Annotated in this window: 24 protein-coding genes; 8 read left to right on the top strand and 16 right to left on the bottom strand. The window is 72.7% G+C overall.

Annotated elements, in window-relative coordinates; genetic code table 11:
• Positions 1 to 81 precede the first annotated feature (81 nt).
• Positions 82 to 903 carry a helix-turn-helix transcriptional regulator gene (locus tag ACF059_RS10815; RefSeq protein ID WP_392056593.1) on the bottom strand — a complete coding sequence of 274 codons (822 nt, stop codon included), beginning with the start codon at positions 901 to 903 and terminating at the stop codon, positions 82 to 84.
• Positions 904 to 1044: 141 nt separating this feature from the next.
• Between ACF059_RS10815 and ACF059_RS10810 the strand changes: the two genes are divergently transcribed.
• The 3 genes from ACF059_RS10810 to ACF059_RS10800 all read left to right on the top strand — a co-directional run bounded on the left by ACF059_RS10810 (position 1045) and on the right by ACF059_RS10800 (position 4609).
• Complete coding sequence (locus ACF059_RS10810) at positions 1045 to 2520, top strand: MFS transporter (protein ID WP_392054399.1); 1476 nt, start codon at positions 1045 to 1047, stop codon at positions 2518 to 2520.
• A 162-nt stretch (positions 2521 to 2682) separates the two neighbouring features.
• Positions 2683 to 4131: an NAD(P)/FAD-dependent oxidoreductase gene (locus tag ACF059_RS10805; RefSeq protein ID WP_392054396.1), complete on the top strand. Its 1449-nt coding sequence runs from the start codon at positions 2683 to 2685 to the stop codon at positions 4129 to 4131.
• A gap of 199 nt (positions 4132 to 4330) precedes the next feature.
• Complete coding sequence (locus ACF059_RS10800; RefSeq protein ID WP_392054394.1) at positions 4331 to 4609, top strand: hypothetical protein; 279 nt, start codon at positions 4331 to 4333, stop codon at positions 4607 to 4609.
• A gap of 132 nt (positions 4610 to 4741) precedes the next feature.
• Here ACF059_RS10800 and ACF059_RS10795 read toward each other — a convergent pair whose 3' ends face one another.
• From ACF059_RS10795 to ACF059_RS10775, 5 genes are all read right to left on the bottom strand, one after another.
• Positions 4742 to 5761 (bottom strand): SPFH domain-containing protein, encoded by a 1020-nt coding sequence (locus ACF059_RS10795; RefSeq protein ID WP_392054391.1) that lies wholly within the window; start codon positions 5759 to 5761, stop codon positions 4742 to 4744.
• A 3-nt stretch (positions 5762 to 5764) separates the two neighbouring features.
• Positions 5765 to 6196: an NfeD family protein gene (locus tag ACF059_RS10790; RefSeq protein WP_392054388.1), complete on the bottom strand. Its 432-nt coding sequence runs from the start codon at positions 6194 to 6196 to the stop codon at positions 5765 to 5767.
• A gap of 190 nt (positions 6197 to 6386) precedes the next feature.
• Positions 6387 to 6770 carry a hypothetical protein gene (locus ACF059_RS10785; protein WP_392054385.1) on the bottom strand — a complete coding sequence of 128 codons (384 nt, stop codon included), beginning with the start codon at positions 6768 to 6770 and terminating at the stop codon, positions 6387 to 6389.
• Between the two features lie 67 nt (positions 6771 to 6837).
• The gene (locus ACF059_RS10780; RefSeq protein WP_392054382.1) at positions 6838 to 7074 is read right to left on the bottom strand and encodes a DUF3072 domain-containing protein; all 237 of its coding nucleotides are present in this window, start codon (positions 7072 to 7074) and stop codon (positions 6838 to 6840) included.
• A gap of 9 nt (positions 7075 to 7083) precedes the next feature.
• Entirely contained in the window at positions 7084 to 7818 is a 735-nt protein-coding gene (locus ACF059_RS10775) for a hypothetical protein (protein ID WP_392054379.1), read from the bottom strand.
• A 77-nt stretch (positions 7819 to 7895) separates the two neighbouring features.
• Here ACF059_RS10775 and ACF059_RS10770 point away from each other — a divergent pair, with 77 nt between their 5' ends.
• From ACF059_RS10770 to ACF059_RS10760, 3 genes are all read left to right on the top strand, one after another.
• Positions 7896 to 8747, top strand: coding sequence for an aldo/keto reductase (locus ACF059_RS10770; RefSeq protein ID WP_392054376.1), 852 nt, complete (start codon positions 7896 to 7898; stop codon positions 8745 to 8747).
• Positions 8748 to 9102: 355 nt separating this feature from the next.
• The gene (locus ACF059_RS10765) at positions 9103 to 9543 is read left to right on the top strand and encodes an ATP-binding protein (RefSeq protein ID WP_392054373.1); all 441 of its coding nucleotides are present in this window, start codon (positions 9103 to 9105) and stop codon (positions 9541 to 9543) included.
• A gap of 172 nt (positions 9544 to 9715) precedes the next feature.
• Positions 9716 to 10888 carry a PP2C family protein-serine/threonine phosphatase gene (locus ACF059_RS10760; RefSeq protein WP_392054370.1) on the top strand — a complete coding sequence of 391 codons (1173 nt, stop codon included), beginning with the start codon at positions 9716 to 9718 and terminating at the stop codon, positions 10886 to 10888.
• Between the two features lie 78 nt (positions 10889 to 10966).
• Here ACF059_RS10760 and ACF059_RS10755 read toward each other — a convergent pair whose 3' ends face one another.
• The 3 genes from ACF059_RS10755 to ACF059_RS10745 all read right to left on the bottom strand — a co-directional run bounded on the left by ACF059_RS10755 (position 10967) and on the right by ACF059_RS10745 (position 13847).
• Entirely contained in the window at positions 10967 to 11470 is a 504-nt protein-coding gene (locus tag ACF059_RS10755) for a MarR family transcriptional regulator (RefSeq protein WP_392054367.1), read from the bottom strand.
• Positions 11471 to 11568: 98 nt separating this feature from the next.
• Positions 11569 to 12840, bottom strand: coding sequence for a PP2C family protein-serine/threonine phosphatase (locus ACF059_RS10750; protein ID WP_392054364.1), 1272 nt, complete (start codon positions 12838 to 12840; stop codon positions 11569 to 11571).
• Entirely contained in the window at positions 12837 to 13847 is a 1011-nt protein-coding gene (locus tag ACF059_RS10745) for a SpoIIE family protein phosphatase (RefSeq protein WP_392054361.1), read from the bottom strand. The genes ACF059_RS10750 and ACF059_RS10745 overlap by 4 nt, the downstream gene beginning before the upstream one ends.
• A 407-nt stretch (positions 13848 to 14254) precedes the next feature.
• Between ACF059_RS10745 and ACF059_RS10740 the strand changes: the two genes are divergently transcribed.
• On the top strand, positions 14255 to 14746 hold the full coding sequence (locus tag ACF059_RS10740) for a MarR family winged helix-turn-helix transcriptional regulator (RefSeq protein WP_392054358.1): 492 nt from the start codon (positions 14255 to 14257) through the stop codon (positions 14744 to 14746).
• Between the two features lie 14 nt (positions 14747 to 14760).
• Here the strand turns inward: ACF059_RS10740 and ACF059_RS10735 are convergent, their stop codons facing one another.
• The 5 genes from ACF059_RS10735 to ACF059_RS10715 form a co-directional block, all read right to left on the bottom strand.
• On the bottom strand, positions 14761 to 16041 hold the full coding sequence (locus tag ACF059_RS10735; RefSeq protein ID WP_392054355.1) for a PP2C family protein-serine/threonine phosphatase: 1281 nt from the start codon (positions 16039 to 16041) through the stop codon (positions 14761 to 14763).
• A gap of 187 nt (positions 16042 to 16228) precedes the next feature.
• Positions 16229 to 16702, bottom strand: a complete 474-nt coding sequence (locus ACF059_RS10730) for an anti-sigma regulatory factor (protein WP_392054352.1) — start codon at positions 16700 to 16702, stop codon at positions 16229 to 16231.
• The gene (locus ACF059_RS10725) at positions 16686 to 17093 is read right to left on the bottom strand and encodes an STAS domain-containing protein (protein WP_392054349.1); all 408 of its coding nucleotides are present in this window, start codon (positions 17091 to 17093) and stop codon (positions 16686 to 16688) included. The genes ACF059_RS10730 and ACF059_RS10725 overlap by 17 nt, the downstream gene beginning before the upstream one ends.
• Positions 17090 to 17977 (bottom strand): STAS domain-containing protein, encoded by an 888-nt coding sequence (locus tag ACF059_RS10720; RefSeq protein WP_392054346.1) that lies wholly within the window; start codon positions 17975 to 17977, stop codon positions 17090 to 17092. The genes ACF059_RS10725 and ACF059_RS10720 overlap by 4 nt, the downstream gene beginning before the upstream one ends.
• 218 nt (positions 17978 to 18195) lie before the next feature.
• On the bottom strand, positions 18196 to 20154 hold the full coding sequence (locus ACF059_RS10715; protein WP_392056590.1) for an amino acid transporter: 1959 nt from the start codon (positions 20152 to 20154) through the stop codon (positions 18196 to 18198).
• Between the two features lie 273 nt (positions 20155 to 20427).
• Between ACF059_RS10715 and ACF059_RS10710 the strand changes: the two genes are divergently transcribed.
• Entirely contained in the window at positions 20428 to 21060 is a 633-nt protein-coding gene (locus ACF059_RS10710) for a hypothetical protein (protein WP_392054343.1), read from the top strand.
• 46 nt (positions 21061 to 21106) lie between these two features.
• Here ACF059_RS10710 and ACF059_RS10705 read toward each other — a convergent pair whose 3' ends face one another.
• Together ACF059_RS10705 and ACF059_RS10700 are read right to left on the bottom strand one after the other, a co-directional pair.
• Complete coding sequence (locus ACF059_RS10705) at positions 21107 to 25054, bottom strand: tetratricopeptide repeat protein (protein WP_392054340.1); 3948 nt, start codon at positions 25052 to 25054, stop codon at positions 21107 to 21109.
• Entirely contained in the window at positions 25051 to 25506 is a 456-nt protein-coding gene (locus tag ACF059_RS10700) for a hypothetical protein (RefSeq protein WP_392054337.1), read from the bottom strand. The genes ACF059_RS10705 and ACF059_RS10700 overlap by 4 nt, the downstream gene beginning before the upstream one ends.
• Between the last annotated feature and the right edge of the window lie 91 nt (positions 25507 to 25597).

Here is a 25597-nt window from a genome sequence, read left to right as displayed (position 1 = left end):
GCACGCCCGGCCGGCAAACCCCACCGCCGGTCCAGAACGGGCGGCCGGCCACCCCGTGGCCGCCGGGTGAACGGCGCCGCTTCAGCCGGCCAGGGGGAACATCGCTTCGCGCCGGCCCTCCGGCGAGGCCAGCCACTCCAGCTTCTCGGCCGTGCCGGTCTCGGGCAGCGGGGTGTGGAGCACGATCGCCAGGTCGGGGCGGGCCGGTACGCGCAGCTGCGTCGACTCCACGTGCAGGGTGCCGACCACCGGATGCTCCATCTGCTTCTGCGTCTGTCCGCCCGGCCGCACGTCCCGCCGGTCCCACAGCTCGGCGAACTCGGGGCTGAGCTCGCGCGCCTCCTCGACGACGGCACGGAACCCCTCGTCGTGGGGACGCTCCGAGCAGGCGGCCCGGTACTGCGCCACCACGGCCTTGGCGACTTCCTCCCAATGCGGGGAGCGGGAGCGGTAGATGGGGTCGGTGAAGAAGGCGATCAGACAGTTCTGGACGATCTCGGGCCGCATCCCGAACACCAGAGCGGCGGCGTCGTTGTACAGCACGGTGTTCCAGTAGGCGTCCATGATGTGCGCGGGGAAGGGCATCCACGCCTCGATCAGCCGCTTCAGGCCCGCGCACATGTCCCGGTCGGCCGGGGCGACTTCCAGGGCCGGCGGGTTGAGTCCGGCGAGCACGTACAGGTGCCGGCGCTCGGCGCTGGTCAGCTTCAGTACCCGGCCCACCGCGTCCAGGACCTGCGCGGACACCGTGATGTCGCGTCCCTGCTCCAGCCATTGGTACCAGGAGACCCCCACCCCGGCGAGTACGGCGACCTCCTCGCGGCGCAGTCCCGGGGTGCGGCGGCGGGCCCCGCCGTCGGGGAGGCCGGCCTGCGCCGGGGTGATCCTGGCCCGTCGGCTCATCAGGAACTCGCGGAGTTCGCTGCGCCGGTGCGCGTCGATCGGTGTGGCCACTGAGTCCCCCCTGTCAGCTGCCTGGTGGCGGCGACACCAGGATAAGTTCCTCCTCTCCACGAACCTTCCCGGGCCACGAGGGTGGTGGCCATGGCGATCGACACACAGACGACAACCAGCGGACCGCACCCGGCGGTTCCCCCGACTGCCGGGGCTCACGCGGCCCCCTCCACTCCCCCGGCTGCCCAGACTCCCCCGGCTCCGGGGGACGGCCGGCTCTCCGGCCGCGCCCGGCTGGTCCTCTTCGTACTCTGCGCCGCCCAGTTCATGGTGGCGCTCGACTTCTCCGTACTGAACGTGGCTCTGCCGGTGCTCGGCAAGGATCTCGGGCTCAGCCAGTCCGCCCTCCAGTGGGCGGTCACCGCGTTCGCGCTGCCCTCCGGCGGCTTCCTGCTCCTCTTCGGCCGGATCGCCGACCTGTACGGCCGCAAGAAGCTCTTCCTGACCGGACTCCTGGTCTTCGGCGCGGCCTCCCTGCTCGCGACCCTCGCCTGGGACCCGGCGTCCTTCCTGGCCGGGCGCGCGCTCCAGGGCCTGGGCGCGGCCGTCATCGTGCCCACGGGCATGTCCCTGCTCACGACGACCTTCCCCGAGGGTCCGCTGCGGGACAGGGCGCTCGGCATCTCCGGAACCCTGCTGTCCCTCGGCTTCACCATCGGCATGGTCCTCGGCGGCGTCATGACCGACACCCTGGGCTGGCGCTCCACCATGGGGCTGCTCTCGGTCGCCGCGGTGGTCGTACTGGCCCTCGCGCCGGGGCTGTTGCCGGAGTCCCGCACCACCGAGCGGCCCCGCCTGGACGTCCCCGGCGCCGTCACCGTCACGGGCGGTCTGCTCGCGCTGATCTACGCCCTGTCGACGGCGGCCAGCCGCGGCTTCGGCGACGTGGACGTGTGGGGCACGCTGGTGCTCGGACTCGTCCTGCTCACCGCGTTCGTGGCGGTGGAGTCGAAGTCCCCCGCTCCGCTGGTCTCGTTGCCGATGCTGAAGCGGCGCACGGTCGCCTGGGGCAATGTCGGCGGCCTGGTGACGTTCTCGATGATGTCGACGGTCATCTTCGTGCTGACGCTCTACCTCCAGGAGACGCTGGAGCTGTCCTCCTTCCTGACGGGCCTGGTCTTCGGCGTCCAGGGCGCCGCCTCCGCCCTCGCCGGGGCCTACGCGCCGAAGGTCATCGGCCGTTTCGGCGCCCGCCGCACCCTGGTCGGCTCCCTGCTCGGCCAGGGCGTACTGACCGCCGCGCTGCTCGCCGTGGGAGCGGAGTCGGGCGCGTGGGTGGCGACCGCGGCCGTGTCGCTGGCCAGCATGTGCCACCTCGGCGCGATCATCTCGTACGGGCTGGTGGTGACCAGTGGCGTGCCGGACGGCGAACAGGGCCTGGCGACCGGGCTGGTGACCACCACGCAGCAGGTGGGCCTGACGATCGGCATCCCGCTGCTCGGTGTCCTGGCCACCACGCAGGCCTCGCTCTTCGACGGGGTGCGTACGGTCCTGGGGGTCGACGCGGTGATCCTGCTCGCGGCGGCGCTCCTGGTGGGCCTCGGCCTGCGCCGCACGAGGTCCTGAGTCCCGCCCCCGGGCCAGGCCCAGCCCGGCCCGCCCGCCCGGCCCGGCGATCTTCCTCGGGCCGGGCGGTGTACGGGCGGCGGGGGCGGGAAGGTTGCCGCGACGGCGTGAAGGCCTGAAGGGCGCTGAGGGGCGCGACGGGCGGGAAGAGGGGGCGGTGCGGTGCGGCGGCTGACTGCGGACGTGGCGGTGGCGGGCAACGGGGTGCTCGGGTGGTCGGTCGCGGTGGAGCTGGTACGCCGCTCCCCGGGGCTCAGGGTGGTGGTGGCGGGGCCGGGTACCAGGCCGGGCTCGGCGACGGTCGCGGCCGGTGCGATGCTCAACTGCTTCGCCGAGGTCACCGACGTGACCTCCCGCCACGCGGCGTCCCAGGCGAAGTTCGCGCTGGCCCGGGCGGCTCTGGACGCGTGGCCCGCCTGGCTCGAAGCCCTGCGGGAAGGGGGCGGCCCGGCGCCGGCGATGGTGGCGCCGGGCACGTTCGTCGTGCTGGGGGCTCAGGCCACCCCGACCGCCGTACGGAACTTCGACGCGGTCCAGGCGGCGCTGAAGGAGTACGCGGAGCCGCACCACGAGGTGCAGGCCCTCGACATCCCGGGCCTGCGGCCCGTACCCCACGAGCGCCCGGTCCGCGCCCTGTATCTGGAACGCGAGGGGGCCGTCGACGCCCGCGCCGTCCTCGCCGCCCTGGAGGGCTGCGGGCGCCGCCTGGGTGTCACGTCCGTCGACGGCCAGGTGTCCGGGCTGCTGACCGCGAACGGCCGGACCACCGCACTGCACCTCGCCGACGGCACCACCATCTCCGCGGGCGCCGTCGTGGTGGCGGCCGGGGCCGCCTCCCAGCCCCTCCTGGACCAGGTCCTCGCCCACCGGACCCCGCCCCTGCTGCACGGAACGGGCTGCGCGGTCCAGACCCGGCGGCACACGGGCCCCGGCTTCGACCGGGTGATCCGCACCCCCACCCGCTCCGGGGCGTGCGGCATGCACCTGGTCCCCCTGGGTGGCGGCGTCGAGTACCTCGGCGCGACGAACATCGTGTGCTTCGACCCGCCGGAGGGCCCCCGGCTCGGTGTCACCCAGTCCCTGATGCGGTTCGCCACCGACCAGTTCGACACCCGCCTCGCGATGTCGGCCGTCCGGCGCTGGCACTACGCCCACCGCCCCGTCCCCTTGGACCGCTTACCCTTGCTGGGCCCCACCGGCATCGACGGCCTGTATGTGGCGACGGGCACCTACCGCGACGGGTTCCACGGCTCCCCCGTCATCGCCCGCCACCTCGCCGACATGATCCTCACCCCGTCCGCACGGCCCGAACTCCTGGCCCCGTTCACCCCGGTGCGTGCCCCGGTGGAAGACATGACGGTCGAGGACTCAGTGAACCTGTTCGTGTCCGATGCCGTCGAGACGGCCACCGAATACGGCATGCGGCTGCCCTACTTCCTCGACACCGCCCCCCTCGCCGCCCAGGCCCGCACCGAAGCCCACGAGGCCCTCCAACGCCTCGACCGCCCGATTGCGCTCCACCCCGAAATCCTGACCGCCGTCCGCGAAGCCTCCCCCACCCACCTCCACCACCTCAACACCTACCTCCGCACCACCACCCCAGCCCCCTGACCCGGCGCCCCACCTCCCCCCGTCCCGGGCCCCGACGGGCGGTCCCGGGAGTCTCCAGCCTGCTTTCGTCCATCCGGGGCAGCCGCCACCGCTGAACGTGGGGAGGGTGCCGGCGGTGCGGTTGCGGCCGACGCCCCACCCCAACGTTTCCCGGCCGTGAAGTGTCACGAGGCCCTCAGACCCCCGTCATCATGGATTGGTGACCACATGGATGCGCTGCTACTGGGACGAGGAAGACATCTGGTTCTACTTCGAGGTCGACGCCGAAAGTTGGGTGACCCGGCAAATCGAGCTCCAAGGGCCTGAGCTGACGCCGATCGCGGCCGCCTCCCTCGACGAGTACGACCCCAGGTTCGGGATCACAGCAGAACTGCCCGTCTCCGCATGGGAAGGCCACGAGCCGGAGGAGCTGACGTCCGACGAGTTCGAGCAAGTCTGGGGCGCAGCTCGCCACCAGATCGCAGCCCGCCCGTCATGACGCCGGCAGGGTTTGAGCCGCCGCTACCCCGTTGCGGTTACTCGCCGGGGCGCATAGTCGAGTGCCGCCCCGGCCGCGGGGATCCGCCGATCCGCCACCGCGCGTGTTCGCCGGGCGGGCGGGCCGGGGCCGTTACGGGAGTGGTCCTGAGGTGGGGTCGGCTTTGGCCGCGTCGGCTAGGGCTTGGGCGGCGGCTTGTGCGGCTTGGGCCGCGTCGTCGGCGGCCTGGGCTGCCCGGTCGTCCGAGGAGGACGCGCGGGTGGCGGGCGACTGCGGGAGGACCTCGCCGAAGGCGCGGGACACGGCCTGGAGCGCGGAGGTGACCTCGCCGGGGATCACCCAGAAGGTGCTGCCCGCGCCCTGGGCGAGCTGAGGCAGCACCTGGAGGTACTGGTAGGCGAGCAGCTTGGGGTCCGGGTCGTTGCGGTGCACGGCCTGGAACACCTCGTCGATCGCGCGCGACTGGCCCTCCGCCTTGAGGATCTCGGCCGTCCGGGCACCCTCCGCGCGCAGCACGGCGGACTGCTTGTCCCCTTCGGCGGTGAGGATCTGCGACTGCCGCTGCCCCTCGGCCGCCAGGATCGCGGCCCGCTTGTCCCGCTCCGCCCGCATCTGCTTCTGCATCGCGTCCTTGATCGACTGCGGCGGATCGATGGCCTTGATCTCCACGCGGTTGACGCGCAGCCCCCATTTGCCCGTGGCCTCGTCCAGGACCCCACGGAGCTGGCTGTTGATGGTGTCGCGCGAGGTGAGGGTCTTCTCCAGGTCCATGGAGCCGACGACGTTGCGCAACGTGGTGACCGTGAGCTGCTCGACCGCCTGCAGGAAGTTCGCGATCTCGTACGCGGCTGCCCGCGGGTCGGTGACCTGGAAGTACAGGACGGTGTCGATCTCGACGACGAGGTTGTCCTCGGTGATGACCGGTTGCGGCTTGAAGGAGACCACCTGTTCCCGCAGGTCGATCATGGGATGCACGCGGTCGATGTACGGGATCACGACGTTGAGCCCGGGTTTCAGCGTGCGGAGGTAGCGACCCAGCCGTTCGACGTTGCGGGCGCGCGCCTGGGGGACGATGCGTACCGCCCGCACCACGGTGAAGACGGCGAAGACCGCGGCGATGAGGCCGACGACGAGGAACGCCGAAGCTTCCATGGTTCACTCCCGGGGGTAGACGAGTGCGGTGCTGCCGCTGATCTCCATGACGTCGACGGTCGTTCCGGGAGGGATCACCAGCGTGTCGTCGTAGGCGCGGGCACTCCACTCCTCGCCGTCGATGCGCACCCTGCCGCCCCGCCCCGAGACCTCGGTGACGGCGTAGGCGGCCTTGCCGACCAGCGCGTCCACGCCGAACCGTGCCTCTTGCAGCGGGAGCAGGTGGCGCAGCGCGAAGGGGCGTACGAAGAGCACGCTGAGCGTCGCGACCAGGGTGAACACCAAGAACTGCAACGGCAGCGCGAGGCCGAGGGCGGCGCAGCCGGCGGTGACCGAGGCTGCGGCCGCCAGCAGGCCCAGCGCGGCGGTGAGGGTGAAGACCTCCGCGACGGCGAGCACCGCCGCGGCGATCAGCCACATCAGCCACGGTTCCATGCCTGCCCCTCCTCACGTCACGGGGCGGAACGAAGAAGCGCACGTTTCAGCCGTACGTTTACCGGAATTTACCCATTTGCGGTGGAGGGAACCCGTTCGCCCGGGTTTCCGGGTAGGTGGGGCACGACGCGGGCCCCGGCCCTGATGATCGCGACGGGCGCGGGTGGAGTGGGGGCGGCCGGCTGCGCCCTCAGCCGGGCACACGGCGCAGGATCCGCCGCAGTCGGCGGAGCAGGTGCCGGAGCAGTCGCCGTAGCGTCCTCGCGGGCCGCCAGCCACCCGGCGCGTGCGTCGGGAAGGGCACCTCGGGCATGAGGAAGCGGCGGTAGCGGGCGTCGGGGGTCATCAGGGAGCAGAAGGGGGTGTCACCCATGTCCTCGACGAGCAGGGTGAGGGGCTGCGGCGGGTCCGTGGGGAGCTCCGCGTGCAGCACCGTGCCACGCCTCTCCGGCCTGCGCCGGTAGGCCACGACCTTACCGTCGACCAGGACCTCGATCTCGTGCCCGGGCCATTCGAGGAGCACCGTGACGGAGTGCCCCTCCAGATCCACGTGGAAGCGATGCGTGCGGGACATCGTCGGCCTCCCGCGAGCGGAACGTCCCTTCCGTTCCCCCTCACCCTTAACGTACCCAGCGTGGCCGTCACCCTTGCGGGCCGCCGCGACCGGCCCCGCCGGGGTCCGGCGAGCCGCCGGTCCTGGGCGAAGCCTCCCGTAGCCGGTCGATCATCTTGGAGGCTTCGGCCTTGGTGAGGTCCGCCGGGACCTCTTCGCTCGTTTCCCTGGCCAGGGTGCGCAGGTAGCTCAGCTGGGGCCCGGTCGCCGGCTCGTCTCCGGTGACCCATTCCTCTACGTCCTTGTTCGGATTCTGCTCGCTCATACTCTCGGGCTACCCACTATTCGCCGCGGATCCCACGGAGGCCGCGTAGTGGTCGAGGTACTCCTGGAGGTGGGGGGCCAGCGCGACGTCCGGGTTCGTGGTGTTCAGGTGCATCCACAGCTCGTTCTCCACCACGAAGCGGTAGGCGAACTCCTCGAAGGTCGAGGCGCACCGCACCAGCGACTCCGCCGCCGCGGCACGGAAGTCGGCCGCCTGCGCCGCGCTCGGCTCCTGCCCGGCCAGCGCCATGTCCGGGGCGAGCTCCAGGTCCAGGTGCGAGCAGACCACGAACGTCTCGCCCGAGGGACGCAGGTACAAGTACCAGATCACGCAGTCCTGCTGGTCCCGGAGGAACCGTACGAGGCGTGCGCCCTCCTCGACCGGGCTCCGCAACGCTCCGGACAGGTCGCTCCAGCAGGCGGTCACCGACACCTCGTCGAAGGCGCGGCCGAGGCTGCCGCTGCCGTAGAAGGTGCGGAAGTCGGCGGGAAGGCGCAGGCCGAGGGGTGCGAGCTCGGCCTCCACGGCCGCGAGGCGCTCGCCGTGACCCTGCTCGGGCCCCTCCGGCGCACCCGGCCCGCCGCCCAGCCACCCGTAGCCGCCGTCGAGGCGGACGGAGTCCAGGGAGGGCAGGCTCTCCAGCGGGTAGACCTCGTAGGTGAACTCGCACGGCCGGTGGGAGCCGAGGTCGGTGGCGCACCACCCTGTGGGGAAACGGAAGGACGCGGGTGCGGGTACGGACATGGATCCCCCTGGATGTCGCCGGTCGAGCGGTACGGTCACATCCTCGTACCCGCCACTGACATCCGGAGGAAGACCCCATGCGGAACGTCACGCTGAACAACGGCGTCGAGATCCCGATCCTCGGCTTCGGCGTCTACCAGATCCCGGCCGAGGAGACCGAGCAGGCCGTCACCGCGGCCCTCGCCGCCGGCTACCGGCTGCTGGACACGGCCGCCGCCTACGGGAACGAGGAGGCCGTCGGCCGGGCGATCAAGAAGAGCGGCATCCCGCGCGAGGAACTGTGCGTCACCACCAAGCTGTGGATCCAGGACGCCCCCGCCGAGGAGAACACCCGGCGCGCCTTCGAGAGGTCGCTGGCCCGGCTCGGCCTGGACCACGTCGACCTGTACCTGATGCACCAGCCCTACGGCGACGTCTACGGCCAGTGGCGCGCCATGGAGGAGCTGAACCGGGAGGGCCTCGCCAGGGCGATCGGCGTCGCCAACTTCTACCCCGACCGGCTCGTCGACCTGACCCTCAACAACGAGATCACGCCCGCGGTGAACCAGATCGAGACCCACCCGTTCTTCCAGCGCACGGCCGACCAGGAACTCATGCGGGCGCGGGGCGTGCAGATCCAGTCCTGGGGCGGGTTCGCCGAGGGACGCAACGACCTGTTCACCCATCCGCTGCTCAGCGAGATCGGCGCCCGGCACGGAAAGTCCGTCGCCCAGGTCGTGCTCCGCTGGCTGATCCAGCGCGACGTCGTCGCCATCCCCAAGTCGGTCCGTCCCGAGCGCATGGCGGAGAACTTCGACGTCTTCGACTTCGCACTCACGGACGACCAGATGGCGGCCATCGCCACCCTCGACACCGGAAAGTCGCTGTTCTTCGACCACCGCGACCCGGCCATGGCCGACTGGTTCGCCCAGCGCCGTATCGACGCCTGATCGCCTGCTCACACCGCAGCCCGGACGACGCGGCATTTCAGATCGAACTTCGACCCGAATCACGCATCGCACCTAGTCGATTTCTCCTGCTATCGACTATCGGCTACCGGCTATCGGCATCCCTCAGCTGTTTCTCGAAAATGACGGAATCCGCGGCTGGGCGCACGTGTCCGCCCGCACGCACGTCCGAGAGTTTCGGCCCGTCCGGCGTCCGGGGGTGACCCCGGCACGGTCTGGGACGCGGTGTTACGCGCCTGTTATTCCGGGCAATTGCTTCGAGGTGGAAAGCCATCGCAACCGGAAGGCAGAAACCGAGGTGAGCCGCGTGAACCGCTGCGAGAAGAACACAGCCGTCGTGTCAGCACAGGAAGTCGTCTGCGTCTTGCCACGCCGGCCAGGAGCCGTCGCGGAGGCGCGCAGGCGGACACGGGGGTTCCTGCGGGATCTGGACCCGGCCGTCGAGGAGGGCGTGGGCGAGGCGGTCGTGCTGGTCGTCTCCGAGCTGGTCACCAACGCCCTGCGCCACACGGGCGGCACGTGCTCCTTCGAGCTGGCGGCCGCCGAGGCCCATGTCGACGTCTGCGTGCGCGACACCAGCTCCCGTCTCCCCCTCATACGACCCCCCGACGTGAGCGGTGAGACGGGCGGATTCGGACTGCCGTTGGTGCACCGCCTGGCGAACGCGGTGACGGTGACCCGCGAAGGGCGCGGCGGGAAGTCCGTCCGCGCCCGCATGGCGCGCCGACCGCCCTCCGACCGCTCCCCGTCGGCGAGTCTTCATCACGGGGCCGGTTAGCATTCATAGTTGTCACATGACAACTACGAAGGTGGCTGACAGCCCCGAGGCCCGCGGGACCCGCTCGACACGGCGGTCGTGCGGACACCCCCGGCCGCGGACGGCTCACCGTGCGCCCGCGCACCGCAGGTCTCCTCCTCCTTCGTAACGTCTCGACAGAATGGCCCTCACCATGACGAACTTCCTGGCCGTGGAGCGCGCTGTCCGCACGGCAGCCCCGGACGATCTCCTGCGTACCCTCCGCGCCGCGCTGGTCGAGCACTTCGAGGCGACCGCGGTGGAACTGCTCATGGCGGATTACAGCCTCACGTGCCTGCAGCCCGTGACCTTCCTGCCTCACACCGCCGAGCCGCTTCCCGTACAAAGCACCCCCCAGGGCAGGGCGTTCGCCAGTCAGGAGCCGTACCGGCAGGACGCGGCCGAGAACGACGCCGTCGACCTGCATCTGCCCGTCACGGTACGGGGTGACCGGTTGGGGATCTTGACGGTGCGCCTTCCCGAGCACAGATGCACGCCCGAGGCGTTCCGCGAACTGAGGGAGCTGGCCGAGCTGTTGGGGCACGAGATCATCGTGGCCGAACGCGACACCGACCTGTACCTCCAGGCCCGCCGGGCCTCCCGGCTCACTCTGGCCGCGGAGATGCAGTGGCAGATGCTGCCCGCCCGCTCCTGTGCCCGCCCCGAGTACGCGATCGGCGCCCAGTTGGAGCCCGCTTACGACATCCACGGCGACAACTTCGACTGGTCCACCACCGGGGAGACCCTCACCCTGACCGTCACCAACGGCATGGGCCAGGGGATCGATGCGTCGCTGCTGACGAACCTCGCCATCAACGCCCTGCGCAACGCCCGCCGGGCGGGCATCGGGATCGCCGATCAGGCCGCTCTGGCCGACCAGGCGATCTACGCCCGTTACCGGGGTACGGAGTACGTCTCCACGCTCCTGCTGTCCGTCGAGCTGGCCACGGGGCGCGGGCACGTCGTGGACGCCGGCTCTCCGCAACTGTGGAGGCTGCGGGACAAGGCGGTGGAGCGCGTCGAGTTCGAGGCGCAGCTCCCCTTGGGCATGTTCGAGGAGACCCCGTATGTGACGCAGGATTTTACCGCGCTGCCCGGCGACCGGCTGGTCTTCGTCAGCGACGGTGTGTACGCGGCCGCTTCCGCGGGCGGAGAGGCGTACAGCGAGCGGGCGCTGGCGCGGGCCATCCAGGCCACCCGGCTGCTGCCCGCCGCCGCGGTGCCGCGCGGCATCCTCCAGGAGCTGGCCGCGCACCGTGGCGCGGACGCCGAGGACGACGCCCTGGTGCTGTGCATGGACTGGTTCGGCCGCGCGGCCACGGGCTGAGGGGCCTGGCCCCGCCGCCCGGCGGCATCCGCCGCTCAAGGCGATCAGGCGTCCAGGGGCGCTCAGGCGCTCAGGCGCTCAGGCGATGTCGCAGATGTCGTTCGCGGCCGGAGCCTCTCCGATGACGCCCATGTGTTCCAGGGCGGCACTGTGGAACGCGGTCATGCCCTCGAAGAGGGCTCGCTGCTGCGCGGGCGACATGCGGGTGAGGACTGCCTGGAGCTCGCCCGCCCGGGCGGCGCGTACGGACGCGAGGACGGCGCGTCCCCCACGGCTCAGCCGCACTTCCAGTTCCCGCCGGTTGGCCGTGGCGCGGGAGCGGTGGATCAGCCCGGCGGCTTCCAGCCGGTCGCACAGCCGGCTGACGGACGGGGGCGTCGAGCCGAGCACTTCGCCGAGGTCCCGTAGGTTCATGCCCTCCCGCTCGTCGATCACGGTGAGCGCGCGCAGCTGGGACGGCGGCACGGCGGTCATGGCTTCCTGACCGCGGCCCCAAAGCAGGTCCAGCATCTCCAGGAGAGCGGACGCCTCAAGAGCCACCTGTTCAGGGTGGGGGGACGGCAACGGGAAGGCGTGCGGCATCGCACTAATCTAGTCACCCCTGCGGGCGTTCGCCAGCCCGCTCGCGTGTGCCCCTGGGCGGCGCACGGGGTGCTGACCGGTCGGGATGGCGGTCCGGCTCATGTGTTCGGTCCCCTCATTCTGAAGGCCAGCGCCAGGGTGTCGTCGGCGTGGCAGACGATGGTGTGCATGTCGGCTGCGACGGCGCCGGGAATCTCGGCCATCGGCAGGTGGGAGTGGTCGCGCAGGGCCCGGATCAGCCTGCGCTCGCCTTCGATCATGTCGCGGCGGCTCTCGGTGAGCCCGTCGGTGTACAGGAGCAGCAGGTCTCCCGGTGCGATGCGGACGGTCAGGACCGTGTCGCTGCCCGGAGAGGGGAAGCCGATGCCTCGGCCCCTCACCTCCAGGTAGTCCGCCGTGCCGTCGGCCCGCAGGAGCAGGGCGGGCGGATGGCCGCCGTTGGCCAGGTGCAGTTCCCCGGTGGCCGGGTCGAGCCGCCCCAGGAGCACGGTGGCCATCAGGTCCGCGTCGATGGGTTTCAGGAGCTCGTGCGTCCGGGCCAGGAGCGACTGCAGGGAGTGTCCCTCCAGTGCCAGCGCCCGCACGGCGTGGGTGACGGTGATCGCGCTGCGGGTACTGGTGACGCCGTGGCCCAGCGCGTCGACGACGGTGACGTGGACCGTCCCGTCGGGCAGCACGAACCAGTCGTACAGGTCTCCGCCGGTGGGGGCGGCCGGGTCGGCGGGTGCGTAGTGGACGGCGAGTTCCAGGCCGTCGACCTGGGGCGGCGGGGGGCGCAGTGCGTCCTCCAGCTCGCGCAGCACCCGGCCGTGGGCGCTGCGCAGCTGCTCTTCCTGCTCTTCGAGCTGTACGTAGAGGGCCAGGACGCCCGCGTTGGTCTCGGCCAGTTCGTGCTTGAGGAGCCGGTGGTCGGCCGCGAGCGAGTCCGCGAGGGCGAGTGCGGCGCGCATCTCCTCCTCGGCGTCGGCCTGGGCGTCCGCGTCGGCCTGGGGGTCGGTCCACCGCCCCGGGGAGATCTGCTTCCGGGGCGGGGGGAGCCGGCCGGCGGTGTGCGTGAGGGCGGTGCGCCAGGTGGCGGAGTTCGCCGTGGTGGTGGGGGCGGGCAGCGCCAAGCCGTCGCAGCGCAGGGCCGCGGCTGCCTGCGGGGCGGTCAGGGTGATGACGAGCTGGGGGCCGTCGTCTCCGGTGCCCCTGTCGCAGGTGGCGGCGAGCTCGACGTGGTGTCCGGCCTCGAACTGCCCCGTGGCCAGTTCCGTGACGGACAGGACCAGACGGCCGCGCACCTCGGCGGGCAGCCGGTGGTGGCGGGCGAGGGCGCGCACCGCCCGGCGCAGGGCCGTCACGTCGCGGAAGGTCTCCCCGTTCGTCATCGCGAGCTGCGGGGCTGGGCCGCGACCACGGTGGCGTCGTCGCGGGTGCGGTGGTAGCCGTGTACGAGGGCGGCGGCGAGCAGGGGGGCCGGCAGACGCAGCAGATGGGGCGGCGGCGTGTGGGCCCAGCGCAGGTCGATGCCGTCGCTGTGGAGTACGACGGTGGAGGCGCCGGCGAGGGGGAAGCCGTGCGTCCGCGGCGCGGGCATCCGCCAGCCGACCGTACCGGGCTGGCCGGTCAGCCGGTGGTGGACCTCGTCCGGGCCTATGGCCACGGCCCGGACGTTCCCCACGCCGCAGTACTCGGCCTCTCCGGCGGCGAGCCGCAGCAGGCCGACGGCGGCGCCGCGGGTGTGGCGCAGGGTCCGGTGCATGGCGGTCATGATCTCCGTGAGCGGCCTTTCGGAGTGGGCCTTGAAGGTGCGCACCGCCGCCTGGGCGGCCTCGGAGGCGTCGGGGCCGTGCCCGAGCCCGTCCACCACGGCGGCGGTGCGCAGACCGGAGAGGTCGGTGACCGCTGCGGCGTCCCCGCACTCGTCCTCGTTCGCCGCGGGCAGGCTGAGCAGTCCCACCGCTTCCCGGGCCGCCTCGCGGGCCTCGGGAAGGGTGAGCCGGGCGCAGATCAGGGTTCCGGTGCCGGCCCGCGTGCTGATGGTGAGGTCCGTGGCGATGCGGCGGACGGCGCCGAGCCCCGCGCCGAGGGTGCCCTTGGTGGTGTAGCCGTCGGTGAGGCAGCGTTCGAGTTCGGCCATGCCCGGCCCGCGGTCCGCGGCCAGGATCTCCAGGCCGCCGCCCAGCGGCAGCGGCTGGAGGTAGAGGCTGCCGTCGACGGCGTGTTTGTCGAGGTTTCCGGCGAGCTCGGAGGCGAGGACCGCCGCCTGGTCCGGCATGGCACCGGGCAGCCCGCATTCCCGTGCGAGGGACCGGGCGGTTTCGGCGGCGTCGTGCACGGCGCTGTGGTGGTCGATCCGTACCCGGCGGGTCGCCGGCGCGGGAGAACCCGCCATCAGCGCGTCCACCCGTCGTGTTCCCCGGGCTGGTCGGCGGCCCCGTCAGCCGTCCGCCCCTCCGGCCGGCGCTCTGCGCGGGGGCGGGTACGGACCGCTCTGCTGATCACGGGGTGCCTTTCGGGCAGGGGGCGGGGTCGTCGGCAGGGCCGGTATTTGCCGGACGGTAACTGTTGCCCTGCTGCAACTATAGGCCGGACGGGCCGCCGAAGGGAAGCGGACCCGCACCCGCCGGTCACCGGGACAGGAGTTGCCCGTGGTGTCGTCGGGATACGGGAGGGATGCGGCCGTTGCAGAGGGCATACTTTCGTCAGAGAGGGCAGACGCGGGAGACCCCGCGCGGAGGCGGTGGCCGATGCCGGCGGCCTCTGGGGGCATTGCACCTGCTCATGGAGGCGACCGCCACAATGGACCGCGCGGAACCGGCCGACGATCCTCTGTACGAGGCGTCCCGCGAGGTCGCGGACGCCGCCGAGGCGTTGGTGGACTGCTGGAACCGCGCCGGACAGAACTCCTCGCCCCGTCTTTCGGCCCTTCAGGTCCGGGCCCTGGTGGCCGTACGGCGCGCTCCGGGAGCCAACCTCTCCCGGCTGGCGGAGATGGTCGGCGCATCGGTTCCGGCGGCGAGCCGACTGTGCGACCGGCTCGAGGCCGCGGGCTTCCTGCGCCGCGACCGCGCCGCCGCGGACCGCCGCGAGATCGGCCTCTCCCTGACCAAGGACGGCGCGGACGCCCTCCTGTCCCTGTCCGAACGACGTGCGGAGGACCTGCGCGACGTCCTGCGGCACGTGCCCGACGGCGAACGGGAGGTCCTGCTGGCCGGCCTGCGTGCTTTCACCCGCGCCACACACCCCCCGGACAGCGCTCCCCCCGACGCCGACCCCGCCCCTGGGCCGTAGAGGCCGGGCTCCGGTCACCCGGGCCGGGGCGGCGCCGGCGGCGGTATGCGGGGTGTGAGCCGGACGGCCAGGGCGAGGGTGTCGTCCGCGTGCGGGACGACGGAGTGCAGGTCCGCGGCGATCGCGGCCGGGATTTCGCACAGGGGGCGGCCGGCGTGCGTCCGGGCCGACGCGATGAGCCTGCGCTCACCTTCGGCCGGATCCTTGCGGCCCTCCAGGAGTCCGTCGGTGTACAGCAGGAGCATGTCACCCGGGGCCAGGTGCTCCCGGCGTACTCCCCCACGGCCCGGGCCGGGGTGACCGATGCCCCTTCCCCGCGCTTCGAGGTACCGGGCGGTTCCGCCCGCCCGCACCAGAACCGGCGCGGGGTGGCCGCCGTTGGCGATCTGGAGCTCCCCCGTGACGACGTCGAGCCGGGCCAGGAGCACCGTGGCCATCAGATCGGCGTCGAAGGACATGAGGATGTGGTGGCTGCGGGCCAGGACGGAGTCCAGCGCGTGCCCCTCCAGGGCGAGCGTGCGCACCGCGTGGGTGACGGTGATGGCGGTCCGGATGCCGCGCACGCCGTGGCCGAGGGCGTCGACGACGGTGATGTGCACCGTCCCGTCCGGCAGGGTGAACCAGTCGTACAGGTCGCCGCCGGTCGGGGCGCCGGGATCGGCAGGGGCGAAGTGCACGGCCAGCTCCGCCCCCTCGACCTCCAGCGGCTCGGGGCGCAGCGCGTCCTCCAGTTCCCGCAGCACCCGTCCGTGCGCCTGGCCGGCCTCCTCCTCCCGCTCTTCCAGGTGGACGTACAGGGCCAGGACGCCCGCGTTGGTCTCCGCCAGCTCGTGTTTGAGCCGACGGCGTTCGGCCGCGAGCCCGTCCGCGAGGGCGAGGGCGGCGCGCAGTTCCTCGTCGGCCGCCGCCGTGTGGTCGGCCGGTGCGCCGGGGCCGTGCTCGGGCCGGCCGGCGGAGCGCGCTGCGCCGGGGAGGGCGGCTTCCGGGGCCGGCAGGGTGATGTTCCAGGTCACCGAGGTGGCGGAGGCGGCCAGCGCCGTCAGGGCGAGCCCGCCGACCTGCAAGGGGTGCCCTGCCCGGGGCGCGGTCAGGGTGACGGCGAGGTGGGCGCCCGTGCCCGACGCGTCGCGGACGGCGGTCAGCCTGACGGGATGCCCGGCCTCGAATTCGGGGGCGGCCATGTCGGTGACGGACAGGACGAGACGCCCCCGCAGGTCGGCGGGCAGCCGGTAGACCGCGGCCAGGTCGCGCACCTCTTCGCGCAGCGGGGGCAGGGACCAGAACAGCCGGCTCATGGCCGCGGGGTCCGAGCCGCTACCGCCGCCGCCCCGCCCGCACCCTCCGGGAGGCCCGGAAGCGGGTACAGGACCTTCGGGGGGCTGCGCAGTTGGACGCCCGGGGCGAGCCGCCCCGCGGCGCGCGGCGCAGCCGGTACCGCTCTTCCCGCGCCCGGAGGCGACACCGAGGACCCGCCGCGGGAGGTCACCGCCGCCACCGCGTGGTGATGATCGTCGTGCCGGCGCCCGGCTCCGTGCGCACCTCGAACTCGTCCATCAGGCGGCGCGCTCCGCCCAGTCCGTGGCCCAGGCCGACCCCGGTGCTGTAGCCGTCGGTCAGGGCGGCCGCCAGATCGGGGATGCCCGGTCCGTGGTCACTGATCGTCAGGCGCAGCCCGCTGCGCCCTTCGTCGCACGCGGAGTCGATCGTCAGGTTCCCGCCGCCGCCGTGGACGTAGGCGTTGCGCGCCAGTTCGCTGGCCGCGGTGATGACGCGGGTCTGGTCGATGATGGAGAACCCGGCCGCGACCGAGGCCGAACGGACGGCGTGCCGGACCATGAGCAGGTCGTCCTCCGTGGTCAACGGGATCCGAAGGGGTCCCTCGTCGACGCCGGCCGGCTGCGGGGTGTCCGGCCGGCCGCCGTCCCTGGTGTGCCTGCCCTCAGCCAGTGGCCTCATGTGGCGCCCCTTCCCGGGGCGGCGCCGTCCGGGTCCAGCCCAGCGCGGCCATGCCCTGTTCGGCGTGCAACGCCGTTTCCACGCCGGTCAGTTCGATCCCCAGCTCCACGAGGGTGATGGCCACCGAAGGGCGCATGCCCGCGACGATCACCCTGGCTCCCAGCAAGCGGGCCATGGTCGTGACCTCCATCAGGTTCCGTGCCACGAACGAGTCGATGATCTCCAGGCGGGAGATGTCGATGAGGACTCCCCGGGCCCGGTCGGCGGAGATCCGCTCGGTGAGCTCGCGGGCGAAGGCGATGGCCGACTTGTCGTCCAGCTCGTCGAGCAGCCCGGTGACCAGCACGTCGCCCAGACGCAGGATCGGCACGGCGGAGGAGGGCGCCGTCACCGGATGACCGGAGCACAGGGAGCCGGCGCGGAACCGCCGGTGATCTTCATGGCTTCGGACAGGGCCTCGGCGAGCGTGGCCCGGGTGAGGATGTCGAAGAGGTCGATGCCCAGCTGCGCGATGGTCTGGGCGATGGTGGGACGGATCCCGCTGATGACGCAGTCCGCCCCCATCAGGCGCACCGCCCGCACGGTCTGCATGAGGTGCTGGGCCACGGCCGTGTCGACGGTCGGGACCCCGGTGATGTCGATGATCGCGACCTGGGCGTCCTCGTCCTGGATGGCCTGGAGGAGGTTCTCCATCACCACCTGGGTGCGCGCGGTGTCCAGGGTGCCGATCAGGGGCACCGCGACGACCTGCCGCCACAGCCGGACGACCGGTGTCGAGACCTCCAGCAACTGCCGGCTCTGCCGCCGGATGATGTCCTCGCGCCCTTCCACGTAGGTGGCGAAGGACAGCGCGCCCGCCGCGTCGAGGAGCCGGTTGATCAGCAGCGCCGCCGCGAGCAGTGCGTGGGCGTCGTCGATGCTCTCCTGGACGATCCCGAGCAGGACCTCCTTGAGGGCCAGTACCGACAGCGAGGTCGCGGTCGGCGCCGCCCCGGCCCGCGCCCGGCGCAGCGACAGGTCCCGGACCGCCTCGCGCAGTTCGCGGTGCTCGGCGGCCACCTGCTCCACGGGCAGCGTGCTGTCCAGACCGCTCAGGAGCGCTGAGGCCAGTACGTCCGCCTCGTACCGCAGGTCGCGCTCGCCGTTCGCGGGGTCCATGGGGGCCCGCTCCATCTGGAGCAGGACCCAGCGGTCAGCTATGTCGTCGGCCCGGCCCTTCAGTGAATCCAGCACGAGACGTCGGACATCGGCCGTACCGGCCGCACTGCTGACCACGCGGGTCTCCCTTCACCGGCTGCCCAAGCGCCCCCGTCGGCACCCAAGAGTTGATGCACGGCAATAGTTGCTCTACGGCAAATATACGCACAGCGGGCCCTGCGACGAAAGGGCGAACAAGCCAATACGGGCAGAACCGGCCGAAGTCCCTCCCGGTGACGGGCGGCTCGGCCGCCGGGTCGTGGCCCCTGCAGCCGGGTCGCCGCCCTGGATCCCGGTCAGCCGCCGACATGGATGCCGGGGCGGCGCCCGGGGTCGGGTTCGTTGCTGCGGATGATCTCGCGGGTGACCGGGGCGGTGTCGCCGCGGCCGAGGAGGAAGTAGCGGACCATGTGGACCACCGGGCTGCCCTCGGCCCAGGCGAAGTAGCAGTGCGGCTGGACCCCGGTGACGTTGCGCAGGGCCAGCAGGATGGCGGCGATGGCGTTCGGGGCGGCGGGGGCGTCGGCGCGCAGGATCCGGTAGCCGTCCACTTCGACGCCGCGGACCGTGAGGGTGTCGCTGAAGTCGGAGGGGTCGACGACGTCGATCTCCAGGAAGAGGACGTCCGCCTGCCCGGGCACCGGATTGACGCCGCGCTGTTCGCGCTCCTTGGCGCTGTACTCGGCGTGGTCGCCGCCCTGGCGGCGGTTGGCGATGATGTTGATGGCCCGGTCATGGGCGAGGGTGTCGTCGATGAACCGGCGTGCGTTCTCGTCGAAGACGATGCGGTCGGCGCGCAGTTCGGTGGTGCGCGAGACGCGGGAGACCAGCGACACGACGATGATCCCGGCGATGAAGAAGGCGGAGATGGCGATGCCGTCGGGCTTGTCGACGATGTTGGCGACCAGGGCGTAGAGCAGGACCGCGGTGAGCAGGCCGAAGCCGACGGTGGTGGCGCGCCGGCGTCGGCGGGCGACGGAGACGGTGACGGCGAACGCACCGGAGACCATCATCGCCAGGATGCCGGTGGCGTAGGCGCCGGCCTGTTTGTCGACGTCGGCGTCGAAGGCGATCGTGATGAGGATGCACAGGGCGGTGTAGACGATCACGACGGGGCGTACCGCGCGTCCCCATTCGGGCGCCATCCCGTAGTCGGGGAGGTAGCGCGGGACGATGTTGACCAGCCCGGCCATGGCGGAGGCCCCGGCGAACCAGAGGATGAGGATGGTGCTGATGTCGTAGACGGTGCCGAACGCCTCCCCGACGTGTTCGTGGGCGAGCCACGCCAGGGCCCGGCCGTTGGCGGCGCCTCCGGGTTCGAAGGCCTCGTGGGGGATGAGGAGGGTGGTGACGAAGCTGGCCGCGAGCAGGTAGACGCTCATCACGAGGGCGGCGGTGGTCAGCAGGCGGCGGGCGTTGCGGACCCGCGCGCGAAGCCGCTGTTCGGGGTTTGCGCCGTCGGCGGCGATGAGGGGCATCATGCTCACGCCGGTTTCGAAGCCCGACAGGCCCAGCACGAGCAGGGGGAAGGCCAGGAGCGCGGGAGCCATCAGGTGCCCGAAGCCCCCTCCGCCGTCGAAGAGGGCGTCCGTCCACTGCGACCAGGCGCCGGGGGTGGTGAAGACGTGGACCAGGCCGACGCCGATGACGACGGCGTTCAGCGCCAGGAAGACCGCGACCAGCGGGATGGCCACGCTGACGGCCTCGCTGAACCCGAGCAGGAACACCCCGCCCAGGACCAGCAGCAGCACCACGGTCAGCGCGACCTCGTGGCCGTGCAGCGCGGCGGGGAAGAAGGGGTTCTCCACCACGTGGACGGAGGCGTCGGCCGTGGACAGGGTGATCGTGATGATCCACGAGGTCGCCACGAACCCGAGCAGGACCAGCACGAACAGCTTGCCCCACCAGAACGGCAGCAGGTCCTCCAGCATCGCCACCGACCCGGCTCCGTTGGGGCTTTCCTTCGCCACCCGCCGGTACATCGGCAGCATCCCGAGCAAGGTCAGCGCCACGAGCAGCAGGGTCGCCAGGGGGGAGACCGCCCCGGCGGCGAGCGCGGCGATCGCGGGCACGTACGCCAGGCTGGAGAAGTAGTCCACGCCCGTCAGGCACATCACCTTCCACCACGCCTGCGGCTCGGTATGGCCTTCACCGGCCGCCGGCCCCACCGGCTGGACCCGGTGGCGCAGCATCCACCGCGCCAGGGCGCCGGACGGCTGCTGAGCGGCGGCGGGGCTGTCCACCACCTCCGGCATCACCAAGTGGCTCGTTTCCCTCATGTCCCCCATCAACCCTTCCTGGCCTATCGGCATGCGTGCGCGAGACTGCTGGGCCCGGGCCTTCTTCCCCGGGGCGGCCGCCCGCACCGCTTCCTGCCCCGTATGCCCCGGCTGTCGCCGAGCACCCTTGAGGCGTCCCTCACGTGCGGGGGCCGCCGACGGGCTCACAGAAAACCCCGCCGCACCCGTATGTCATGGACCGGCCATTCGTGCATCCTTGCGGGGGACAGGGAGAGGGGCTACGCCACCATGAACAGATCACCCTCCAGGGGTTCGGCCCGGGTGGGCCTCGTGCTCGGTGCGGCCCTGGCGTCGGTCGTGCTCTGCACCACCGTGAGTGCGGCGGCGCCCGGGACCGCGAGCCGGGTCGCGGGCAGGGACTCGGCCGCACGCCCGGCCGGCGAGCGCGGCTGCCCCCTCGTGTACTTCGACCTGGGCGAAACCCTCGTACACACCGCCGAGGACGGCGGCATCACCTACCGGTCCGGAGCGGCCTCCTATCTGCGCGCCCTGCGCGAGCGCCGCATCACGGTCGGCCTGATCACCAACGTGCCGTCCTCGTGGGGCACGACCGACGCCGAGCGGGCCGCCCGGCTGAAGCAGGAGGTCGACGCCAAGTGGAAGGGCTCCGTGCCCTTCGCCTGGGAGGACTTCGGCGGCCGCATCCTCACCCCCCGCACCGAGGCGGAACGCAAACCGGCTCCAGTCCTCTGGCAGCGCGCGCGGAGCGAGGCAGGGCCCTGCCGGCTCGTCTTCCAGGCGGAGACGGCCGAGGAGGTCGAGGTCGCGGCCTCGCTGGGCTTCGTGCCGTACCAGATCGGACAGCCCCACCGGCCCGCGTTCCTCCCGGTGGGGCTGGTCCAACTCCTCGGTCATCGCTGAATCTTGCGCACCCTCCTCAGCCCGGCCGGGCCAGGGCGGTCAGGGGTCAGCCGCCGGCGCGGAAGCCCCAGCGGCGCCGGGGTTTGTCCCCGGCTCCCCTGAACGGTCGACCGCTCAGCAGCTGCGCGGCCGCGGCGTTGCCCGCCGCCGCGGCCCGCGTGAGCCACCGTTCCGCCTCCGGGAGCCGGCCGGTGCGCCCGAGCAGGAGCCCCAGGTTGACCATCGAGCCCACGTCTCCCGCCTCGCTCGCGCGCCGCAGCCATGGCTCGGCCTCGCCCAGCTTGCCGGCCTCGCACAGGCGGAGGGCCAGGGCGGTGACGCCGAGCAGGTGTCCGGACTCGGCAGCCCGGCGGTACCACCGTTCGGCCTCGGCGGGCCGTCCGGTGTTCTCCATGAGCACGCCGAGGTCGTACTGGGCGCGGTCGAATCCGGCGTCGACCGCGCGCCGGTAGGCGTCCTCCGCCTCCCGCGTCCGGCCCGCCTTGTAGAGGAGCGTTCCGAGGTTGCTCATCGCACTCGCGCTACCGGCGTCGGCTGCCTGCCGCAGGAACGGTTCCGCTTCCCGTGCACGGCCGCCCTCGTACAGGAGGACGCCCAGGGTGCCGGCGGCCCGGGGATGGCCCGCCCCCACGGCCCGGCGCAGCGGGAGTTCGGCTTCCTCCGCCCGCCCGGTGCTCATCAGGAGGACTCCGAACTCGTAGAGGGCGGTGGTGTTGCCCGCCTCGGCGGCCTTGCGCAGCCACGGCTCCGCCTGGGATCCGCGGCCCGTTGTGGCCAGTCGCTCGCCGAGCAGGGTCATGGCGGTGACGTCACCGCTGCGGGCGGACCGCTCCAGCCAGGGTTCGGCCTCGGCGTCCCGGCCCCGGGTGAGCAGGGCGCCGGCCAGGAGCACGACGGCCGTGGGCTCGCCGGTCTCGGCGGCGCGCCGCAGCCACGGTTCGGCCTCATCCATCCGGTCCGCCTGTTCCAGCAGGCGGCCGAGGTGGATCATCGCGGGTACGTGGCCCGCCTCGGCCTCCGCCCGGTAGACGCGTTCCAGCTGGTCCTTCGCGTCCTGTGCCTCAGGTCCGTGGGGACCGTCGGGTCCGGCGGCGGCCGTCTCCGCGCGCCGCCGGGCGGCCGTGAGGCGCACTTCGGCGGCCTCCTCGCCCCGGCCGAGGCGCTCCAGCAGGTCGGCGACGAGTGCGTAGGCGCCCAGGAGGTCGGCGGCGTACGTCTGCGGGTTCCGTTCCGCCAGATCACGAAAGACGAGGACCGCCCGGGCCGCGACGACGAGTCCGTCATCGAGGTCGGTGTCCAGTACGGACCTGACGAACGCGTACGCCCACTGGGCACGCCCGAGCTCCGGGAGGTGGGACGCCGGGTCGGAGGGACGCGACGCGCCGTCCGTTTCCCCGCCCAGCTCCTCCGCCAGCCCCAGGGCCACGCGCGAGCAGTCGAGGGCGTCCTCGCGCCGGCCGGTCTGCGCGAGGAACCCGGCGTGATTGCGAAACGCCGCGACCAGGCCCGCCCGGTGCGCGCCGGGGTTCTGGTCGGCCAGTTTGTCCCAGACCGTGATCGCCTGCCGGGACCGCTCCAGGGCCTCTTCGCGCAGTCCGAACGTCCACAGCTGTCCGGTGTGCGTGACCAGGGCCTGGGCCAGTCCCGGCAGGTGGCTGCCCGGATTGATCTCAGCCAGTTCCGTCAGGTGCTCGACCGCCAAAGCGGAACCGGCCACCGCCCCCACCAGGTCCCCCGTCGCGGCGTCCAGGAGCGACTGGTTGAGCAGCAGACGTGCCTGCATGGGGCGGACGAAGGCCTCGTCGACCTGGCCCAGGCCACGCAACTGCTCCGTGGCACGGCGGTAGTGGTCGCGCGCCTCCTCGTGCCGCCCCTCCTCGTACAGCAGGCTGGCGTGGTTGGCCAACGCCATGCTCACCGAGAGCGACTGGACGCGGGGGAACGGTAGGGAGTCGGGCAGCGACGATCCGATCAGCTCGACCGAACGGGCGGAGCACTCCAGGGCCTCGCGCCGCCGTCCGGCCTCGGCCAGCCGGTTGGCGTGGTTGCCGAGCGCCTCCGCGAGCAGCACCGTATGGGCCTCGGGGTCGGCCCGCACCAGGGCCTCGTAGAGGTCCACGACCTGCCGGGACCGCTCCAGGGCCTCCGCGTGCTTCCCCGCGTGCGCCAGGGCGACCGCCAGCGTGGACAACGCCCCGGCCCGCTCCTGTGCCGGGGCCTGGGAGTGACGGTGGAGGTCCACGGTCCGCCGCGCGTACGTGAGTGCCTCCGCCCAGCGCCCCGCGCCGCCCAGGCGCAGCGCGAGGTGCCGGTACCGCCCGGCCCGTCCGACATCGGAGGCGCCGGGCTCGACGAAGGCGGCCGAGCGTACGGCGACGGCGGCCAGGCCGGTGTCGAGGTCCACGTGTGGCATGCCGCCCAGCCTCCGGAACGCGGCCCGTTCGATGGCTTCGAGGACCTCCGGGTCGGGTTCGTCGATGGCGCTGATGGCCACCAGGGCGGCACTGCCGGCGTCGAGCGCGACGTCGGGGTGCTCGCGCAGCAGGGGGTGCAGGACCTGTTCGGCGAGGTGGGGCCATCGGTCGGCCGCCGAGGCCAGGAGGGTCACGGCGCGCGGGGCGACGGCGGCGGCGCCGGGCGCCGTCAGCAGTGCCTTCGGGACCCCCACCGCCCACGCGTCGGAGCGGTAGCCGGTGACCGTGTGCCCGGGCACGGTCAGGGCCAGGAAGTCCTCGGCCAGCCGGTCGGGGTAGAGCGGTTCGAGTACGGTGCGCGGGTCCAGCGGCGGGTAGACGCGGGCGTGGTCGCGCAGGAGGGAGCGCCGGGCCCCGGGGCCGTCGGCCACGCCCGCCCGTTCCAGGGCCGCCGCGGCCGCCTCCCAGGTGGAAGCGCCGGTCAGTGTGGCGACGAACGCGACGCTCGCCATGTCGTCCGGTGGGGTACGGAAGTCCAGGCCGGCCGCGCCGTTCTCGTAGAGCCTCCGCCAGTTCTCGTGCTCCCGCTCCAACAGGTAGGCCGACATCCCGGCCGGGTCCCGAGGGGCGGTGCGCCCGTGGACGTGCGCGTCCACGGCGACGAGGGCTGCCATGTGCACGGTGAGCGTGAGCCCGAAGGCGGGGTCCGCCAGCGACACCGCGGAGGGGGCCGATGCCGCGTCGGGTCGCCCGTACAGTTCCGCGAACTCGGTGCGCGCGGTGGTGAACATGCGCTCCCGGTCGCCCGGTTCCGCCGCCAGGGGTGCCAGCTCGCTCTCGGAGGCGTCGGCCCGTGCACCGATCATGGACTTCACCGCCGGCCACGCGTGCGGCGTACGGGCCATCAGCAGGACCCGTACCGGAACCCGCGCCCCGTGGTCGCCGCCGCGCGGGCCACCGTTGAACATGCTGTTGGCGAACAGCCAGGTCAGGTCCCGCAGGGGCCACCGGTCGGCGTAGTCCACCAGGACGAGCAGCCCCCGGAGATGGCCGGCGCGGGCGTCGTGACTGCCCGCGGACTCGGGCAGGACCGTCCCGCCGTGCCGGACGACGACGGTCTTCCACCCCTGGCGGACGGACCGCGCGGCGAAGTGATCGGCGAGCCGGGTCTTGCCGCGGCCGCCCGGGCCGTGTAGCCAGCGGACGGCCAGGGCGCGACCGTCGTGGCCGGTGCTCGGGGCTCCGGCAGGGCTGTGGCCCCCCGCGCCCGGGCCGCGCCACCGGATCAACTCGTCCACTTCGGCCGTGCGTCCGGTGAACGGCACGACCGCGTTGCCCGCGTTGAGCAGGCGGCTGGGCTGCTCGATCCAGGACGGGTCGGGATCGCCGTCCGGCGGTTCGTGCTCGGCGAGTACGTACACGGGCCGGCCGTCACCGTGGATGTGGACGTCCGCGTTGATCGCCCCGTACGCGAAGCCGTCGAAGGCGTAGACGTTCTGGACGATCCTGGCGCCCGGGGAGCCGTCGCCCCGTAACGCCTCTGCGGGCCCCTCCCCGCCGGGCGAGCTGGGTACCGTCATGCCCGGGTGTCCGACGACGGGAGCGCGCCGTGCCCGGGCGGGGCGGCGGGGGCGTGGTTGTAGATGCTGCCTCCGATCACGCCCTGCGCCGTCGCGTTCGGAGCGCTCGCCGTGATGTGCTGGGTGGTGCTCGTCGTCACCTGCGGGTGTTCGCGCCGGATCTCGGCCAGGAGCTCTTCCAGTTCGTCACGGGCCGCCGGATCGGTCATCAGCAGGTCGCGCAACCGGGTCTCCCACACCACCGCCACGCGCGCCCCGGCCTCGGGGTTCTCGGGCTGCGCGTCGGCGAGTTCCCGGGCCGAACGCTCCAGCTCCGCCGCCATCCGCTCCTCGGCGCCCTCACGGCGCCAAAGCCTCGGCAGCCTCTGCGCGGCGCCCACCAGCCCGGTGGCCAACGCGGTGACGAGCACGGTGCCACCCTCGTGTGCGAGGCTCTCGATCACTTCCGACATGGTCGGTTCCCTTCCTGCGCTCCTTCGGCGGCGGCTCGAACAACCGCTCCGTACCAGACGCTACGAGCCGACGGCCGACGACGCAGGAAGA

Origin of the sequence: Streptomyces sp. NPDC016562 (assembly GCF_043076955.1) — a bacterium.
GTDB lineage: Bacteria > Actinomycetota > Actinomycetes > Streptomycetales > Streptomycetaceae > Streptomyces.
This window is presented reverse-complemented; position numbering and strand designations above follow the sequence as displayed.

Bases quoted from the DNA above. Each gene is read 5' to 3' on its own strand.
- ACF059_RS10815 (WP_392056593.1), bottom strand. From the start codon at position 903: ATGAGCCGACGGGCCAGGATCACCCCGGCGCAGGCCGGCCTCCCCGAC.
- ACF059_RS10810 (WP_392054399.1), top strand. From the start codon at position 1,045: ATGGCGATCGACACACAGACGACAACCAGCGGACCGCACCCGGCGGTT.
- ACF059_RS10795 (WP_392054391.1), bottom strand. From the start codon at position 5,761: ATGGAAGCTTCGGCGTTCCTCGTCGTCGGCCTCATCGCCGCGGTCTTC.
- ACF059_RS10790 (WP_392054388.1), bottom strand. From the start codon at position 6,196: ATGGAACCGTGGCTGATGTGGCTGATCGCCGCGGCGGTGCTCGCCGTC.
- ACF059_RS10785 (WP_392054385.1), bottom strand. From the start codon at position 6,770: ATGTCCCGCACGCATCGCTTCCACGTGGATCTGGAGGGGCACTCCGTC.
- ACF059_RS10780 (WP_392054382.1), bottom strand. From the start codon at position 7,074: ATGAGCGAGCAGAATCCGAACAAGGACGTAGAGGAATGGGTCACCGGA.
- ACF059_RS10775 (WP_392054379.1), bottom strand. From the start codon at position 7,818: ATGTCCGTACCCGCACCCGCGTCCTTCCGTTTCCCCACAGGGTGGTGC.
- ACF059_RS10770 (WP_392054376.1), top strand. From the start codon at position 7,896: ATGCGGAACGTCACGCTGAACAACGGCGTCGAGATCCCGATCCTCGGC.
- ACF059_RS10760 (WP_392054370.1), top strand. From the start codon at position 9,716: ATGACGAACTTCCTGGCCGTGGAGCGCGCTGTCCGCACGGCAGCCCCG.
- ACF059_RS10755 (WP_392054367.1), bottom strand. From the start codon at position 11,470: ATGCCGCACGCCTTCCCGTTGCCGTCCCCCCACCCTGAACAGGTGGCT.
- ACF059_RS10750 (WP_392054364.1), bottom strand. From the start codon at position 12,840: ATGACGAACGGGGAGACCTTCCGCGACGTGACGGCCCTGCGCCGGGCG.
- ACF059_RS10745 (WP_392054361.1), bottom strand. From the start codon at position 13,847: ATGGCGGGTTCTCCCGCGCCGGCGACCCGCCGGGTACGGATCGACCAC.
- ACF059_RS10740 (WP_392054358.1), top strand. From the start codon at position 14,255: ATGGACCGCGCGGAACCGGCCGACGATCCTCTGTACGAGGCGTCCCGC.
- ACF059_RS10735 (WP_392054355.1), bottom strand. From the start codon at position 16,041: ATGAGCCGGCTGTTCTGGTCCCTGCCCCCGCTGCGCGAAGAGGTGCGC.
- ACF059_RS10730 (WP_392054352.1), bottom strand. From the start codon at position 16,702: ATGAGGCCACTGGCTGAGGGCAGGCACACCAGGGACGGCGGCCGGCCG.
- ACF059_RS10715 (WP_392056590.1), bottom strand. From the start codon at position 20,154: ATGCCGGAGGTGGTGGACAGCCCCGCCGCCGCTCAGCAGCCGTCCGGC.
- ACF059_RS10710 (WP_392054343.1), top strand. From the start codon at position 20,428: ATGAACAGATCACCCTCCAGGGGTTCGGCCCGGGTGGGCCTCGTGCTC.
- ACF059_RS10705 (WP_392054340.1), bottom strand. From the start codon at position 25,054: ATGACGGTACCCAGCTCGCCCGGCGGGGAGGGGCCCGCAGAGGCGTTA.
- ACF059_RS10700 (WP_392054337.1), bottom strand. From the start codon at position 25,506: ATGTCGGAAGTGATCGAGAGCCTCGCACACGAGGGTGGCACCGTGCTC.